13 protein-coding genes are annotated in these 14,735 nt (G+C 72.0%); 10 read left to right on the top strand and 3 right to left on the bottom strand.

The genetic code is table 11. The features are described 5' to 3' along the window. The first annotated feature begins 192 nt into the window (after positions 1-192). Positions 193-1,941: a BACON domain-containing protein gene (locus OG257_RS21595; protein ID WP_443054452.1), complete on the top strand. Its 1,749-nt coding sequence runs from the start codon at positions 193-195 to the stop codon at positions 1,939-1,941. Between the two features lie 133 nt (positions 1,942-2,074). Here the strand turns inward: OG257_RS21595 and OG257_RS21600 are convergent, their stop codons facing one another. Continuing rightward, the gene (locus OG257_RS21600; protein ID WP_329209825.1) at positions 2,075-2,914 is read right to left on the bottom strand and encodes a hypothetical protein; all 840 of its coding nucleotides are present in this window, start codon (positions 2,912-2,914) and stop codon (positions 2,075-2,077) included. A 41-nt stretch (positions 2,915-2,955) separates the two neighbouring features. On the opposite strand from OG257_RS21600, the gene OG257_RS21605 reads away from it, so the two are divergent. The 4 genes from OG257_RS21605 (at position 2,956) to ilvD (ending at position 7,416) form a co-directional block, all read left to right on the top strand. Beyond that, the gene (locus OG257_RS21605) at positions 2,956-3,903 is read left to right on the top strand and encodes a Ppx/GppA phosphatase family protein (RefSeq protein WP_329209827.1); all 948 of its coding nucleotides are present in this window, start codon (positions 2,956-2,958) and stop codon (positions 3,901-3,903) included. A gap of 82 nt (positions 3,904-3,985) precedes the next feature. Beyond that, complete coding sequence (locus tag OG257_RS21610) at positions 3,986-4,810, top strand: sugar phosphate isomerase/epimerase family protein (protein WP_329209829.1); 825 nt, start codon at positions 3,986-3,988, stop codon at positions 4,808-4,810. Next, on the top strand, positions 4,807-5,439 hold the full coding sequence (locus OG257_RS21615; RefSeq protein WP_329209830.1) for a TetR/AcrR family transcriptional regulator: 633 nt from the start codon (positions 4,807-4,809) through the stop codon (positions 5,437-5,439). Before OG257_RS21610 ends, OG257_RS21615 begins: the two co-directional genes overlap by 4 nt. A gap of 126 nt (positions 5,440-5,565) precedes the next feature. Further along, a complete protein-coding gene (gene ilvD, locus OG257_RS21620) occupies positions 5,566-7,416 on the top strand; it encodes a dihydroxy-acid dehydratase (RefSeq protein ID WP_329209832.1) in 1,851 nt (616 codons plus the stop codon). 31 nt (positions 7,417-7,447) lie between these two features. On the opposite strand, the gene OG257_RS21625 is transcribed toward ilvD, so the two are convergent. After that, complete coding sequence (locus OG257_RS21625; RefSeq protein ID WP_329209834.1) at positions 7,448-9,616, bottom strand: serine/threonine-protein kinase; 2,169 nt, start codon at positions 9,614-9,616, stop codon at positions 7,448-7,450. Positions 9,617-9,739: 123 nt separating this feature from the next. Between OG257_RS21625 and OG257_RS21630 the strand changes: the two genes are divergently transcribed. The 3 genes from OG257_RS21630 to OG257_RS21640 are packed head-to-tail and all read left to right on the top strand — an operon-like array spanning position 9,740 to position 11,481. Continuing rightward, entirely contained in the window at positions 9,740-10,066 is a 327-nt protein-coding gene (locus tag OG257_RS21630; RefSeq protein WP_329209836.1) for an SH3 domain-containing protein, read from the top strand. 34 nt (positions 10,067-10,100) lie between these two features. Beyond that, positions 10,101-10,649, top strand: a complete 549-nt coding sequence (locus OG257_RS21635) for a hypothetical protein (protein WP_329209837.1) — start codon at positions 10,101-10,103, stop codon at positions 10,647-10,649. Positions 10,650-10,701: 52 nt separating this feature from the next. Beyond that, the gene (locus OG257_RS21640; protein WP_329209839.1) at positions 10,702-11,481 is read left to right on the top strand and encodes a class I SAM-dependent methyltransferase; all 780 of its coding nucleotides are present in this window, start codon (positions 10,702-10,704) and stop codon (positions 11,479-11,481) included. Here the strand turns inward: OG257_RS21640 and OG257_RS21645 are convergent. Then, a complete protein-coding gene (locus tag OG257_RS21645; protein WP_329209841.1) occupies positions 11,462-12,916 on the bottom strand; it encodes a SulP family inorganic anion transporter in 1,455 nt (484 codons plus the stop codon). The two genes, OG257_RS21640 and OG257_RS21645, sit on opposite strands and share 20 nt — an antisense overlap. 179 nt (positions 12,917-13,095) lie before the next feature. On the opposite strand from OG257_RS21645, the gene OG257_RS21650 reads away from it, so the two are divergent. Both OG257_RS21650 and OG257_RS21655 read left to right on the top strand, forming a co-directional pair. Then, positions 13,096-13,914 (top strand): ABC transporter ATP-binding protein, encoded by an 819-nt coding sequence (locus tag OG257_RS21650; protein WP_443054453.1) that lies wholly within the window; start codon positions 13,096-13,098, stop codon positions 13,912-13,914. Next, a complete protein-coding gene (locus OG257_RS21655; RefSeq protein WP_329209843.1) occupies positions 13,911-14,684 on the top strand; it encodes an ABC transporter permease in 774 nt (257 codons plus the stop codon). The genes OG257_RS21650 and OG257_RS21655 overlap by 4 nt, the downstream gene beginning before the upstream one ends. Positions 14,685-14,735: the final 51 nt, after the last annotated feature.

Here is a 14,735-nt window from a genome sequence, read left to right on the forward strand (position 1 = left end):
CGTCACCGTATAGGGGTGGTCCGACAGTGCCGACCAGTCGACCGGAGTCACGGGTGACGAACATGTGCACGATGCGGCATTTCCGTTGGAATCTGGGATTCCTGTCCCCTTTCGAGGGATACGTTCACCCGTAAGGATTAAATGTGTGGAAGGGGTGCTAAGGGCGCACCTTCGTCTGCCTACGGTCGCCAGGTGACGAGCAGCAGGCTGGAGACACCCCTACACACCACCGGCGCACCCCGGGCGCACCGCCGCGGTCCCCGCCCGGCGGCGCAGCGATCGTCCGCACGTTACGAGCCGTATCTCGACGGCCTGTTCACCTACTGCCTCTCCGTGCTGTGCGACCACGAGGCGGCCACGGAGGCGCTCGGCGCCGTCCTCGCGATCGCGGAGCGTCAGGACGGCCGGTGCCCCGCAGCCGAGGAGGAACGTAAATCCTGGCTGTACGCCCTGGCCAGGTGGATGTGCCTGCGCACGCTCACGGAGCAGAAGCGGGGCCGCCAGGCCCACCGCCGGACAGCCACGCAGCCGCCCCCGTTACCCGTCACCGGCGCCACCCCGGAGGAAGCGGTCGCCCCGGGCCACGCCGAATCCCCCGCCGCCGAAGCGCGCCGGCGCGAACTCGCCCAGCTCGCCTGGCCGGAGGCCGCGGGCACCACCCCCGAGCAGCGCGAGGCGCTGGAGCTCGCCGTTCGTCACCGGCTCACCCCGCGCGCCGTCGCCGCCGTCCTCGGCCTGGAACCCGCGACCGCCCGGGAGCTCCTGGCCGCCGCGGCCTGCGAGGTGGAACGCACCCGCGCCGCCCTCGCGGTCGTCGAGACCGGGAACTGTCCCACCGTCGCCCGGCTCACCGGCACCCACCGGGTCCTGCTCTCCGCGGCCCTGCGCCGCGAGCTCGTCCGGCACGTCGACGACTGCCCCCGGTGCCGCAGCGCCGCCGAACGGGCGGGTGCCGCCGGACCGTGGCCCGGCGCGACCGTCACCCCGGCCACGGCGCTGACGGTCCTCGAGGCGCCCCGCCCCTCGGTGAGCGTCGCCCTGGTTCACGCCAGGCGGTCCCGGTCGGGCACCCCGCGCTTCGGCCGGACGGGCTTCCCTCTCGACCCGAAGGACCATGCGGCGCGCCGGGACCGGCTGCGCGCCCGGGTTGTGACGACGACGGTCGTGGCGACGGTCGTGGCCGCCCCCGTGATCGCCCTGTGGGCCGCCTACCGGGGCGCACCGCTGACCGGTGAGGGCCGCGACGGTCCCTCGGTGACCGCGACGGAGGTGGACGGGGGAGCCGGGCTCGAAGGCGATCCGTACGACCACTACGAGAACGCGGGCAACGCCCGTCCCGACGCCGACGGCCGCTTCGCCGACGCAGGCCGGAGGCCGGACGTCTCGGCCGAGGTGATCAGTGCCGGCAGCGGCAGGCACGGACCCGGAGCGCTCAGGGTCGCGGCCCGCTCGTCCGGCGGCCGTACGACGATCACCCTGACCGCGACCGGCACCGAAGCCGTCGCCTGGTCGGCCCGGGCGGATGTGCCGTGGCTGTACCTCAGCCGTTCCTCCGGCACGGTCGCCCCGGGCCGGAGCGTCACCATCCACGCCCTCGTGAACCACGCGGCAGAACCGGCGGGACCGTGGAGTGCGCGCATCGTGCTCGCCCCGTCGGGTGCCGTGGTCGCGATCAGCGGGTACGGCGCCACGGTGCCGCCGCCGGGAAGCCCGGACCCGGACCCGGATCCGCCCTCCGGTTCCCCCGAGCCGTCGCCGTCCTCGCCGTCGCCCGACCCGACCCCGGACCCCACGGAGCCGACGCCCGGCCCGTCGGATCCGACCCCGGACCCGACGGACTCGCCGGATCCGACGCCGCCGGCCACCGACCCGCCGTCGCCCACACCCGGTCCGTCCGGTGAGACGACGGATCCGGGGGGCAGCCCCGAACCGACGGACTGACGGACAGCACACGGCCCGGTGGGCGGCGGAACGTTTGTCCACCGCGCACCGGGCCGCGATCACCGGATCAGACCCGGATCAGACCCGGATCAGACCCGGATCAGACCCGGATCAGACCCGGATCAGAACCGGATCAGACCGGATCAGCCGGATGCGGTGCCATCGGCAGCAGCGACGACAGCCGCTCCTCGCACAGCTCGACCAGCCGGTCGTACGCCTGCTTGCCCATCAGCTCGACGAGCTCCGGACGGTAGGTCACGTAGACCGGATCCCCGGCCCCGTGCGCCGATGTCGCCGACGTGCACCACCAGTGCAGATCGTGGCCGCCGGGACCCCAGCCCCGGCGGTCGTACTCCCCGATAGAGACCTGGAGCACGCGCGTGTCGTCGGGCCGGTCGATCCAGTCGTAGGTACGCCGGACCGGCAGCTGCCAGCACACGTCGGGCTTGGTCTCCAGCGGCTCCTTGCCCTCCCGCAACGCCAGGATGTGCAGCGAGCAGCCCGCGCCGCCCTCGAACCCGGGACGGTTCTGGAAGATGCAGGAGCCCTCCCAGCGCCGCGTCTGGCGTTCGCCGTCCTCGTCGACACCGACCCAGCCCGTCTCCGTGCCGACGTCGTGGAACTGCCACAGGTCGGGAGTGAGCCGGGCGACGTGCCCGGCCACCCGCTTCTCGTCGTCCTCGTCCGAGAAGTGCGCGCCCAGCGTGCAGCACCCGTCGTCCGCACGGCCCGCCTGGATGCCCTGGCAGCCGCTGCCGAAGATGCAGGTCCACCTGGACGTCAGCCAGGTCAGATCGCAACGGAAGATCTGCTCGTCGTCGGCGGGGTCGGGAAACTCGACCCAGGCCCGCGCGAAGTCGAGCCCCTTCTCGTCGGGCCCGCCGGGCCCCTTTGCTTCCGGCTGCTGCATCTCCTGCTTCATCTTCTGCTTCTTCGTGACTTTGTCCGGCTTCGCCTTTTTCGTCTTTGGCACGGGCCAAGAGTAAGACCGACCGGAGCAGTAGCGTTCCGGGTATGAGACTCGGAGTCCTCGACGTGGGGTCGAACACGGTTCATCTGCTGGTGGTCGACGCGCACCCCGGCGCCCGCCCGCTGCCCGCACACTCGCACAAGGCGGAGCTGCGGCTGGCCGAACTCCTCGACATGGACGGGGCGATCGGCCCCGAGGGCGTCGACCGGCTCGTGTCGACGGTCACCGACGCGCTGCGGGCCGCAGAGGACAAGGGCTGCGAGGACGTACTCGCGTTCGCCACGTCCGCCGTGCGCGAGGCGAGCAACGCGGACCAGGTGCTGGCCCGGGTGCGGGAGGAGACGGGCATCGCCCTCGCCGTACTGAGCGGTGAGGAGGAGGCCCGGCTGACCTTCCTGGCCGCCCGCCGCTGGTTCGGCTGGTCGGCGGGGAAGCTGCTGGTGCTGGACATCGGCGGCGGTTCGCTGGAGGTCGGCTACGGGATGGACGAGGAGCCCGACGCCGCTGTCTCGCTGCCGCTCGGAGCCGGGCGGCTCACAGCGAGCTGGCTGCCGGGCGATCCGCCGGCCGCGACGGACGTACGGATGCTGCGCCGCCACGTCCGGGCCGGCATCGCCCGCACGGTCGGCGAGTTCACCCGGCTGGGCCCGCCGGACCATGTCGTCGGGACCTCCAAGACCTTCAAGCAGCTCGCCAGGATCGCGGGCGCCGCACGCTCCGCAGAGGGCCTGTACGTCCAGCGCGTCCTCACCCGCAAGGCGCTGGAGGAGTGGGTGCCGAAGCTGGCGGCGATGACCGTCGAGCAGCGGGGGCACCTGCCCGGGGTGGCCGAGGGGAGGGCCGCGCAGCTGCTGGCCGGGGCGCTGGTCGCCGAAGGGGCGATGGACCTGTTCGGGGTCGAGGAGCTGGAGATCTGCCCCTGGGCGCTGCGTGAGGGAGTCATCCTGCGTCGCCTGGACCACCTCCCGACCGGCCAGGTCGCGCTCGACTGATCCCCGGCCCGGCGGTCATGGCCCTTCTCACTTTCAGCCGGGGTCCCTCTTCGACGCGTACCGCTGCCCGTACCCTGTCTCCGTGGCAGAACCAGTGGTGCGCATCCCGGATGCGAAGGTCGCCCTGTCGACTGCTTCGGTCTATCCGGAGTCGACGGCGACGGCCTTCGAGATCGCTGCGCGCCTGGGCTACGACGGCGTCGAGGTCATGGTGTGGACCGACCCGGTCAGCCAGGACATCGAGGCGCTGAAGCGGCTGTCGGACTACCACCGGGTCCCGATCCTCGCCGTGCACGCGCCCTGCCTGCTGATCACGCAGCGGGTCTGGTCCACCGACCCGTGGGTCAAGCTCCAGCGGGCCAGGGCGGCGGCGGAGAAGCTCGGGGCGTCGACGGTGGTGGTCCACCCGCCGTTCCGTTGGCAGCGCAACTACGCACGCGACTTCGTCAGCGGAATCTGGCGCATGGCGGACGAGACCGATGTGCGGTTCGCGGTGGAGAACATGTACCCGTGGCGCTACAGGGACCGCGAGATGCTCGCGTACGCCCCCGACTGGGACGTCACCCAGGACGACTACCGGCACTTCACCGTGGACCTCTCGCACACCGCGACCGCGCGGACCGACAGCCTGGCGATGGTGGACCGGATGGGCGACCGCCTCGCCCACGTCCACCTCGCCGACGGCAAGGGCTCCGCCAAGGACGAGCACCTGGTGCCCGGCCGGGGCGACCAGCCCTGCGCGGAACTGCTGGAGCGCCTCGCCCGCACCGCGTTCGACGGCCATGTGGTCATCGAGGTCAACACGCGCCGCGCCATGTCAGCGGCCGAACGCGAGGCCGACCTCGCGGAGGCGCTCGCCTTCACCCGGCTCCACCTGGCGTCCTCCGCGCAGGCACCCCGCTCATGACGCCGGGGGCGGACGGCCCGGCTCCCCGCCGCCGGGGCCGCCCTTCCCGTACGGAGAAGAGCGCCGGCCCCGACGCCAGGACGCGGATCCTCGAGGCGGCCCGTACGGAATTCGCCGAACGCGGCTACGACAAGACGTCGATGCGCGGCATCGCCAAGGCGGCCGGCGTAGACGCGGCCCTGGTCCACCACTACTTCGGTACGAAGGACGAGGTCTTCGCCGCGGCCATCGAGGTCTCCTTCGAGCCCGCGCTCGTCATCCCCGAGATCCTCGGCGGTCCCATGGACAGCGTCGGTGAGCGGCTGGCCCGGTACTTCATCGGCGTATGGGAGAACCCGGTGTCCCGCGCGCCGATGCTGGCGATCCTGCGCTCCGCGCTCACGCACGAGGCGGCCGCGAAGGTCCTGCGGGGCTTCGTGCTGCGGCGGCTGCTGGAGCGGATCGCGGCGGACCTGGACGTACCCGACCCGACCTTCCGTGCCGAACTGGCCGCCTCGCACATGATCGGGATCGCGATCCTGCGCTATGTGATCCAGGCGGAACCACTGGCGTCGGCGGACCCGGAGAAGATCATCACCATGGTGGCCCCGACGCTCCAGCGCTACCTCACGGGGCAGGACATCCCGTAGGGCCGACGGGCGCCGCACCTGCCCGGACAATGGGCACCGCGTCCCGGAATCCGGACACGCTGTCCAGATCCTGGAGCGGGGCGTACGCTCGGAGACAGTCTTTATCTGTCGAAGGAGCGATCGGCGATGCCCCATCTGAGGTCCCGCACTGTCACCCACGGCCGCAACATGGCGGGCGCCCGCGCCCTTATGCGGGCGTCAGGCGTAGCCAGTGAGGACATCGGCAAGCCGATCATCGCGGTCGCCAACTCCTTCACGGAGTTCGTCCCCGGACACACCCACCTCGCCCCCGTCGGCCGGATCGTCTCCGAGGCGATCAAGGCCGCGGGCGCGGTGCCCCGCGAGTTCAACACGATCGCCGTGGACGACGGCATCGCGATGGGCCACGGCGGCATGCTCTACAGCCTGCCCTCCCGCGACCTCATCGCGGACAGCGTCGAGTACATGGTCGAGGCCCACTGCGCCGACGCGCTGATCTGCATCTCCAACTGCGACAAGATCACCCCCGGCATGCTGATGGCGGCCCTCCGCCTCAACATCCCCACGATCTTCGTCTCCGGCGGTCCGATGGAGGCAGGCAAGGCCACCCTCGTCGACGGCACGGTCCGCAGCCTCGACCTGGTCGACGCGATCTCCGACGCGGTCAACGACAAGATCTCGGACGAGGACATCCTCCGTATCGAGGAGAACGCCTGTCCGACGTGTGGCAGCTGCTCCGGCATGTTCACCGCCAACTCGATGAACTGCCTCGCCGAGGCGATCGGCCTGGCCCTGCCCGGCAACGGCTCGGTCCTCGCCACGCACACCGCCCGCAAGGCGCTGTACGAGGACGCCGGCCGCACGATCGTCGAGATCACCAAGCGCCACTACGAGCAGGACGACGAGACGGTCCTCCCCCGGAACATCGCCTCGCGGGCCGCCTTCGAGAACGCCATGGCCCTGGACATCGCCATGGGCGGCTCCACCAACACGATCCTGCACCTGCTGGCCGCCGCCCAGGAGGCCGAGCTCGACTTCGGCCTCCCGGAGATGGACGCGATCTCGCGCCGCGTCCCCTGCCTCGCGAAGGTCGCGCCGAACGTCGCGCCCGGCGGCACGTACTACATGGAGGACATCCACCGGGCCGGCGGCATCCCCGCCATCCTCGGTGAGCTCTACCGCGGCGGCCTCCTCAACGAGGACGTCCACTCCGTCCACTCCGACTCCCTCGCGGACTGGCTGAAGTCCTGGGACGTGCGGGGCGGCTCCCCGTCCCCCGACGCGATCGAGCTGTGGCACGCGGCCCCCGGCTGCGTCCGCTCCGCGACCGCCTTCTCGCAGTCCGAGCGCTGGGACACCCTCGACCTCGACGCCGAGGGCGGCTGCATCCGCTCCGTGGAGCACGCGTACTCGAAGGACGGCGGCCTCGCGGTCCTCAAGGGCAACCTCGCGGTCGACGGCTGTGTCGTCAAGACAGCCGGTGTGGACGAGTCGATCTGGACCTTCGAGGGCCCTGCCGTGGTCTGCGAGTCCCAGGACGACGCGGTGGACAAGATCCTCCGCAAGGAGATCACGCACGGCGACGTCGTCGTCATCCGCTACGAGGGCCCGCGCGGCGGCCCCGGCATGCAGGAGATGCTCTACCCGACGTCGTTCCTGAAGGGTCGCGGCCTCGGCAAGACCTGCGCCCTCGTCACCGACGGCCGCTTCTCCGGCGGCACGTCCGGGCTGTCCATCGGGCACGCCTCGCCGGAGGCGGCGTCCGGCGGCACGATCGCGCTCGTCGAGGACGGTGACCGGATCAGGATCGACATCCCGAACCGTTCGATCGAGCTCCTCGTCCCCGACGCCGAGCTGGCCACCCGCCGAGCGGCCCTGAACGGCGTGTACGCGCCGAAGAACCGCGACCGCAAGGTCTCGGCGGCGCTGCGGGCCTACGCGGCCATGGCGACGAGCGCGGACCGCGGCGCCGTCCGCGACGTCTCCAAGCTCGGCTGACACAACCGCACGTCCGACCCCGTCCCCGGTATCACCAGTGGGCGGGGTCGTTCGCGTCCACGGCGAAAACGGAACCGTCCGGGGAGGTTCCGTACACGGCCGTGCCGAGGACCACGGGGGCGGGCAGCGACGAGGCGTGGCTGAGCTTCCCCGCCCTCAGCCGCGGACGGGTCTGCCCGAGCAGCGTTCCGTGTTCCGTGTCGACAGCGAGCAGCCGTCCGTCGGCCGCGGAGAAGTAGAGCCGGTCGCCCTCTCCGAGGACGGGCGAGGACGTGAGCCCGACGGCCGTCTCCAGGCGCCAGCGTTCCGCCTTCCCGCTGCCCGGACGGATCCCGACGGCCAGCAGTGTGCCGCCGCGTTCCAGCAGATACGCGGTGTCGCCGTCGAGTACGACCTCCGGTTCGTTCATCCGGAAGGGCAGTGTCGTCCGGGTGGCGCTCCGCAGCACCGGGTCGTAGCGCACCAGCCCGGTGGTCTGGGCGCTCTCGTTCATGGACGTGAGGACGAGCACCCCGTCGGACGCCCCGGCCGGGGTGAGTGTCCCGTCCAGCCGGCGCTGCCAGGCGGTGCGCCCGGTCTCCGTCTCGAGCGCCGTGACGAGCGTGGTGGTCCCGTGCGCCGAGTTCTCGAAGACGTACGCGAGTCCCGTCCCGCTCTCGTACAGCGCGTAGCCCGGCTGCCGGTGGCCGGGGACGGTGTGCCGCCAGCGCGACGCGCCGGTCGTGGCGTCGAGGCCCTGCGCGGTGCCGTCCCGCCCGACCATCAGCAGCGTGTCACCGGCAGGGAAGGGGACGTCGAGGTACGCGGAGAGGTCCGCCTCCCAGAGCTGGGTGCCCCGGCCGGGGTCGTAGGCCCGGAGGGCGCCGCCCGGCACGGCGGTGTACGCCGGTCCGCCGGCCGCCGCTCCCAGTTCGGGGGCCTCCGGCGAGGCATCCCGCCGCGACCAGATCACCCGGCCGTCCGACGGGTCCAGCCGCGCCGTGCCGAAGCCCGCGGCCACGCAGTACAACGCGGAGTCCGCACCCGTCCCCGAGGGGGAGCACGAGGGCGTCGAGCCCTGCGGGGAAGGCAGCGGTGTCTGCCACGGTACGAAGGCCGGCGCCGTCTTCTTCTTTCCCTCGGCCTCGGCCGTGCCCGGGGTCCCGGAGCTGTTCCACGCGCCGGCCGCCCACACGCAGCCGGCGACCAGAGCGAGCACTCCCGCGGCCACCGCGAGCCGCCGCCCCGTCCGCCGCCCGCGCCTCGTCCCGGACGGCGGTTCCGCCGCCCGTATGTGGGTCGCCGTCTCCTGGGCGGGCTCCCGCGCGCCGGATGCCGCCCGGGTTGCGACGGAGGCCGGACGCCGCTGTGCCGGGACGAACGCCGTGGCCTCGTACGACGGGGGATGCAGCGCCGCCATGATCTCGTCCGGGGTGGGACGCTCCGCGGGATCCTTCGCCAGGCACCGCCCGACCAGCGGAGCCAGATCGGCGGGCACCCCGGCCAGGTCGGCCTCGTCGTGCACCACCTGGTAGGCCACGATGTACGGGCTGTCCGAGTCGAAGGGCCCCCGGCCGGTCGCCGCGTGGACCAGCACCGCGCCCAGCGCGAACACGTCCGCGGCGGGGCCGACCTCACGCGGCCGCTGGAACTGCTCGGGCGCCATGTACGGGGGCGAGCCGATCAGCTTCCCGGTCTCGGTGCGCAGGTCACTGTCGTACGGCCGGGAGATCCCGAAGTCGATGACCTTGGGACCGGAGTCGGGGAGCATCACGTTGCTCGGCTTGAGATCGCGGTGGATGACACCGGCCCGGTGGATGTCACGCAGCGCCTCGGCCAGCCCTGCCGTGAGCGTGCGCAGTTCGGCCGGGCTCATCGGCCCGTTCCGCTTCACCTGCGCGGAGAGCGTCGGGCCGGGCACGTAGAGGGTGGCCATCCAGGGCAGTTCGGCTGTCGGGTCGGCATCCACGACCGGTGCGGTGAAGGCGCCGCTGACCCTGCGGGCCGCCGCGACCTCCTGCCGGAACCGTGCCCGGAACTCGGGGTCCGCCGCGTGCTGGCGGTGCACCACCTTGACCGCGAGCTGCAGCCCGGAGGCGGAGCGCGCCAGGTGCACCACACCCATGCCGCCCGCACCGAGACATGCCTCGAGCCGGTACCGGCCGGCGTACTCAGGTTGTTCCGCTTCCGGATGCGATCCGGTACCTCGCAGCGGCGGCACCGCCCACCCCCGTGTGTTCGTCCGCAAGCGCGACGCACGGAGCCTAGTCGATGGTGCGTGCGAGTCGGGTGGGGGTTGTTAGCCTGCGCGTCGTACGCATCGTTTTCAACGGGGGAGGCCCTCATGGGCGTTGGAGAGAACACCGGCATCACCGACAGTGCGGCGGCGGACGACCAGGGGGTGACGACGCTCGCCGCGAGCGTCGTCAGATACCCCATCGCCCCCGGCTACCGCGTCAACGTCCGCAAGGGCCCCGGCACGCAGTACGGGATCGTCAGGACGCTGCCGTACGGGATGAGCGTCCCGGTCTACTGCCAGAAGCCGGGGGAGTGGATCAGCGGCCCGTACGGCACGACGAACCTCTGGGACAACATCGCCAGCGGCGAGTTCGTGTCCGACGCGTACGTGCACACGGGCAGTGACGGCTACATCGCCCCGCGCTGCGACTGACACGCACAGCGCTCGCCCAGGGATAATCGATTCCGTGAGCGAGAACAGCGAAGCATCCGGTACGCCCTCCGGCAGCACGACGTCCGGCGGCAGCACGCCTGGTCCGCAGCCCGAGCCCCTTCGTTTCTTCGGTACGACCTGGGTCGACCACGACGGGGGCTACGGGCTGCGGCGCGCCGGGGCAGCCGTCGGCTCGCTCGCGGCGGCCGTCGCCTCGTGCTTCGTCCTCCGCTTCGCGTACCAGGGCCTGGAGATCGCCGAGGTCGGCAGCCTCGTCGGCATGCTCGTGGTCCTGATGTTCGCGGTGTGCAGCGCCATCGCCTTCCGCAGGACCTGGGACGGGTTCAGCCGCCGTCCCGCGGACCCGTCGCGCGAGGACAGCCTGCGCGGACTCAAGTCCATCGGCTTCATCGGCTCGCTCCTCGCGTACTTCTTCCGCTCCCTCCTGGAGGCGCCCGGCGAGAAGCTCCGGCGCACGGAGTACGAGACGGCGCTCGCCCAGTACGTGAAGCGCCGCTCGACCCGCACGGGCAATCCGGCGGCCCGCAGGAGCGCCAAGGGCAAGCGCACCGGGCGGAAGTAGCGTCTGCGGAAAACCGCTCCCGCGTACGCCGTGGCAGAGGGACGATGAACCCATGTCGACTGCCCGCGCCCTCTCGTTCGACCGTGCCGCCGCCCAGTACGCAGCGGCCCGCCCCGACTACCCGGCCGCCCTCTTCGACGCCGTCGAGGAGCTGGCGGGCCGTCCGCTGCGGGGCGCCCGCACCGTCGACATCGGCGCCGGAACGGGCATCGCCACCCGGCTGCTCCACGCACGGGGCGCCAGGGTCACGGCCGTGGAGCCGGGCCCCGGCATGGCGGCCGAACTGCACCGGACGCTTCCGTCCGTACCGGTCGTGCGGGGCGACGGCAACCGTCTCCCGCTGGCCACCGCGTCGGCCGACCTGATCACCTACGCACAGTCGTGGCACTGGACGGACCAGGAACGCTCGATGCCCGAGGCGTTCCGCGTCCTGCGTCCCGGGGGAGCCCTGGCGCTGTGGTGGAACGTCTCCGACCACTCCGTCCCCTGGATCGCCGACCAGGACACCCGCCTGCGCCGCCACCTCGGCGCCGACAACAGCGCGCACGGCTCCTCACCCGCGTCCCCGGTCCCCGGCAGCCGGTTCCGCGAGCTGCCCCGGCCGGCCGGCGGCAGCCTCGCGCAGCGCCTGCTCCCCTGGTCGCGGAAGGTGCCGGTCGAGACCCACCTCGCCAACCTCGCCAGCCATTCCGCGTTCCTCGTGCTCGGCACCGCAGGTGAGGAGGCCACCCGCCGTTTCCTCGCCGCGGAGCGCGCTCACCTCGCCGGGCTCTTCCCAAACGGCACGGTCGAGGAGCGCTATGTCGCCGACCTCATCGTGGTGATCCGCTGACCGTGCCGGTCTCCTGGTCCCGCCGTACCTCGCGGGACTCGGCCCATCCCTCCAGAGCGGCCGCACACGCGTGGTCGGTGTGCCGGAGCCCGGCCAGATCCAGCTCCACCACCCGGTCGCGCGGCAGCGCGTCCAGGGCGTCGAGCAGTTTCGGAAGCCGCAGGAACGTGGCATTGCCCGCCACCCGGACCCGCAGCACACCGCCGGCACCCTCCTCCACCTCCACATGCACATGGCTGATGTCCCAGGCGGTCTTGGCGACGGCCAGCACCAGTCCGACCACGACCCCCTCGAACAGGCTTGTCGCCACGATGGTCCCGGCCGTCACTCCCAGCACCACCGCCTCACCGCGGTGCTCACGCCACAGCGGCACCAGCGTCCGTACGGGAATGAGCTTGTAGCCGGCGTGGACGAGTACGCCCGCCAGGGCCGCCACGGGAATGATTCCCAGCGCGATCGGCAGGGCCGCGGCGAAGAGCAGCAGCCACACACCGTGCAGGATGCGGGACGCCTTCGTCCGCGCGCCGGCCTGCACATTGGCGACGCTGCGCACGATCACCGCGGTCATCGGCAGGGCGCCCAGCACCCCGCACACGGCATTGCCCGCGCCCTGCGCGATCAGCTCCTTGTCGTAGTCCGTCCGCTTCCCGTTGTGCAGCCGGTCCACCGCGGCCGCGCTGAACAGTGACTCCGCCGAGGCGATCAGGGCGAACGCGAGGACGGTGCCGAGGACCCCGGCTTCGAGAAGCCGCGCCCAGTCGGCGATCCCGGGCGGCTGTACGGCGTCGAGCAGGCCGTTCACCTCCAGCCGGCGCACCGGCAGACCGAACACCGCGGTGACCCCGGCCGGGAGCCCCACCGCCACCAGCGGCGCGGGCACCACGCGCGCCGCCCGCCGCCACTTCGGCCAGAGCGTCAGTACGACGACGGTCCCCACCCCCAACGCGACGGCCGGACCGGATACCCCCTCGCCGAGCAGGAGGCCGGGCAGCCCGGCGATCTTCTGCCCCATGGAGCCGGGAGCCGTCGCGTCGGCGAGTACGTACACCTGACCGGAGATCAGGACCAGTCCGATCCCGGCGAGCATCCCGTGCACCACGGCGACGGACACGGCACGGAACCACCGTCCGAGCCGCATGACCCCCAGAGCCACCTGCAGTGCGCCGGCGGTCAGGACCAGCACCCCGAGGGCGCCGATCCCGTAGAGCGCGACGGCCTCGTACACCAGGACGGTCAGCCCGGCCGCAGGACCGCTGACCTGCAGGCTGCTGCCGGGGAGCAGTCCCGCGACGATTCCTCCGACGATCCCGGTGATGAGTCCGAGCTCGGCGGGCACGCCCGAGGCGACGGCCACACCCACGCAGAGGGGCAGGGCGACGAGAAAGACGACGAGTGAAGCGGTGAAGTCGGCGCGAGAGACCGGAATGCCACGCAATGAAGGTGCCTCCGTCGGCAGTGGGCGGTGAGAAGCATGGGTGCAGTACGGGATGGAACGAAGCAGAACGGGATGGAACGGGAGGGGACCACTCATTCCGATCACGCCCCGGGCCGACTGTGCCCGACGCCACGCCGATCCCTTGACGCGGGACCTCCGACGGGACGAAAATTCATCACATGATGAATTCCCCGTACGGTGCGGGAGACGGGCGCGCACCCACAGCCGCACCCGCCGCCGCAGCTGCCGTCGAAGCCCGCGCCCTCACCGTCGAACGAGGCGACCGCACCGTCCTCCGCAGCCTCGACTTCGCCGTCGAACCCGGCAGGATCACCGGACTCCTCGGCCCCTCGGGCTGCGGGAAATCCACACTCATGCGCTCCGTCGTCGGCACCCAGGCCAAGGTCACCGGCACCCTCGACGTCCTCGGCCGCCCCGCGGGGCACCCCGCCCTGCGCCCCCGCATCGGCTACGTCACCCAGGCCCCGTCCGTCTACACCGACCTCACCGTCCGGCAGAACCTGGACTACTTCGCGGCCGTCCTCCAGCCGGGACGCAGCCACCGGGACGCCCGCGGGGAAGCCGTCACCCGCGCCATCCAGGACGTCGACCTCACCACCCACGCAGACGCCCTGGCCGGGAACCTCTCCGGTGGCCAGCTCAGCCGCGTCTCCCTCGCGGTCGCCCTGCTCGGCACACCCGAACTCCTGGTCCTCGACGAACCGACCGTGGGTCTCGACCCCGTACTCCGCCGGGACCTCTGGAACCTCTTCCACGCCCTCGCCGCCGACCGGGGCACCACGATCCTCGTCTCCTCGCACGTCATGGACGAGGCCGAGCGCTGCCACCGGCTGCTGCTCATGCGCGCGGGCGAGATCCTCGCCTCCGACACTCCCGAAGGCCTGCGCACCCGCACCGGATCCGCCACCGTCGAGGAGGCCTTCCTCCACCTCGTGGACGAAGCCGCCACTGCCACCCGCCAGGAGACGACCCGATGAGCACCACAGCCCCCGCGCCCACCGCGCAGCCGCTGAGCCCCGCCCGCACCCTGGCCACCGCCGCCCGCGTCCTGCGCCAGCTCCGGCACGACCCCCGCACCATCGCGCTGCTGCTGATCGTCCCGGTCCTGATGATCACGCTGCTGCGCTACGTCTTCGACGGCAGCCCGCAGACCTTCGACGCCATCGGGGCCTCGCTGCTCGGCATCTTCCCGCTCATCACGATGTTCCTGGTGACATCGATCGCCACGCTGCGCGAACGCACATCGGGCACCCTCGAACGCCTCCTCGCGATGCCCCTGGGCAAGGGCGACCTGATCGCCGGCTACGCACTCGCCTTCGGTGCGGTCGCCGTCGTCCAGTCCCTCCTGGCCACCGCGCTGTCCGTGTGGGTGCTCGGCCTGGACGTCGTCGGATCGCCCTGGCTGCTGCTCCTGGTCGCCCTGCTCGACGCGCTGCTCGGCACGGCGCTCGGCCTGTTCGTCTCGGCCTTCGCCGCCTCCGAGTTCCAGGCGGTCCAGTTCATGCCGGCCGTGATCTTCCCCCAGCTGCTCCTGTGCGGACTGTTCACCCCGCGCGACCAGATGCACCCCGTCCTGGAAGCGGTCTCGAACGTCATGCCGATGTCGTACGCCGTCGACGGGATGAACGAGGTCCTCACCCACACCGACATCACCCCCGCCTTCTTCCGCGACATCGTGATCGTCGCGGGCAGCGCCCTGCTCGTCCTCTGCCTGGGCGCGGCCACCCTCCGCCGCCGCACCACCTGAGGGCCTCGCGTCTGGATCCTGCCGGGCTCCCTGATCCGGCCTGATCCAGAC

The sequence above is a fragment of the Streptomyces sp. NBC_00683 genome, assembly GCF_036226745.1.
Taxonomy (GTDB): Bacteria; Actinomycetota; Actinomycetes; order Streptomycetales; family Streptomycetaceae; genus Streptomyces.

Coding starts and splice junctions, on each gene's coding strand:
- OG257_RS21640 (WP_329209839.1), top strand. CDS start 10,702: ATGTCGACTGCCCGCGCCCTCTCGTTCGACCGTGCCGCCGCCCAGTAC.
- OG257_RS21630 (WP_329209836.1), top strand. CDS start 9,740: ATGGGCGTTGGAGAGAACACCGGCATCACCGACAGTGCGGCGGCGGAC.
- OG257_RS21615 (WP_329209830.1), top strand. CDS start 4,807: ATGACGCCGGGGGCGGACGGCCCGGCTCCCCGCCGCCGGGGCCGCCCT.
- ilvD (WP_329209832.1), top strand. CDS start 5,566: ATGCCCCATCTGAGGTCCCGCACTGTCACCCACGGCCGCAACATGGCG.
- OG257_RS21655 (WP_329209843.1), top strand. CDS start 13,911: ATGAGCACCACAGCCCCCGCGCCCACCGCGCAGCCGCTGAGCCCCGCC.
- OG257_RS21650 (WP_443054453.1), top strand. CDS start 13,096: ATGATGAATTCCCCGTACGGTGCGGGAGACGGGCGCGCACCCACAGCC.
- OG257_RS21605 (WP_329209827.1), top strand. CDS start 2,956: ATGAGACTCGGAGTCCTCGACGTGGGGTCGAACACGGTTCATCTGCTG.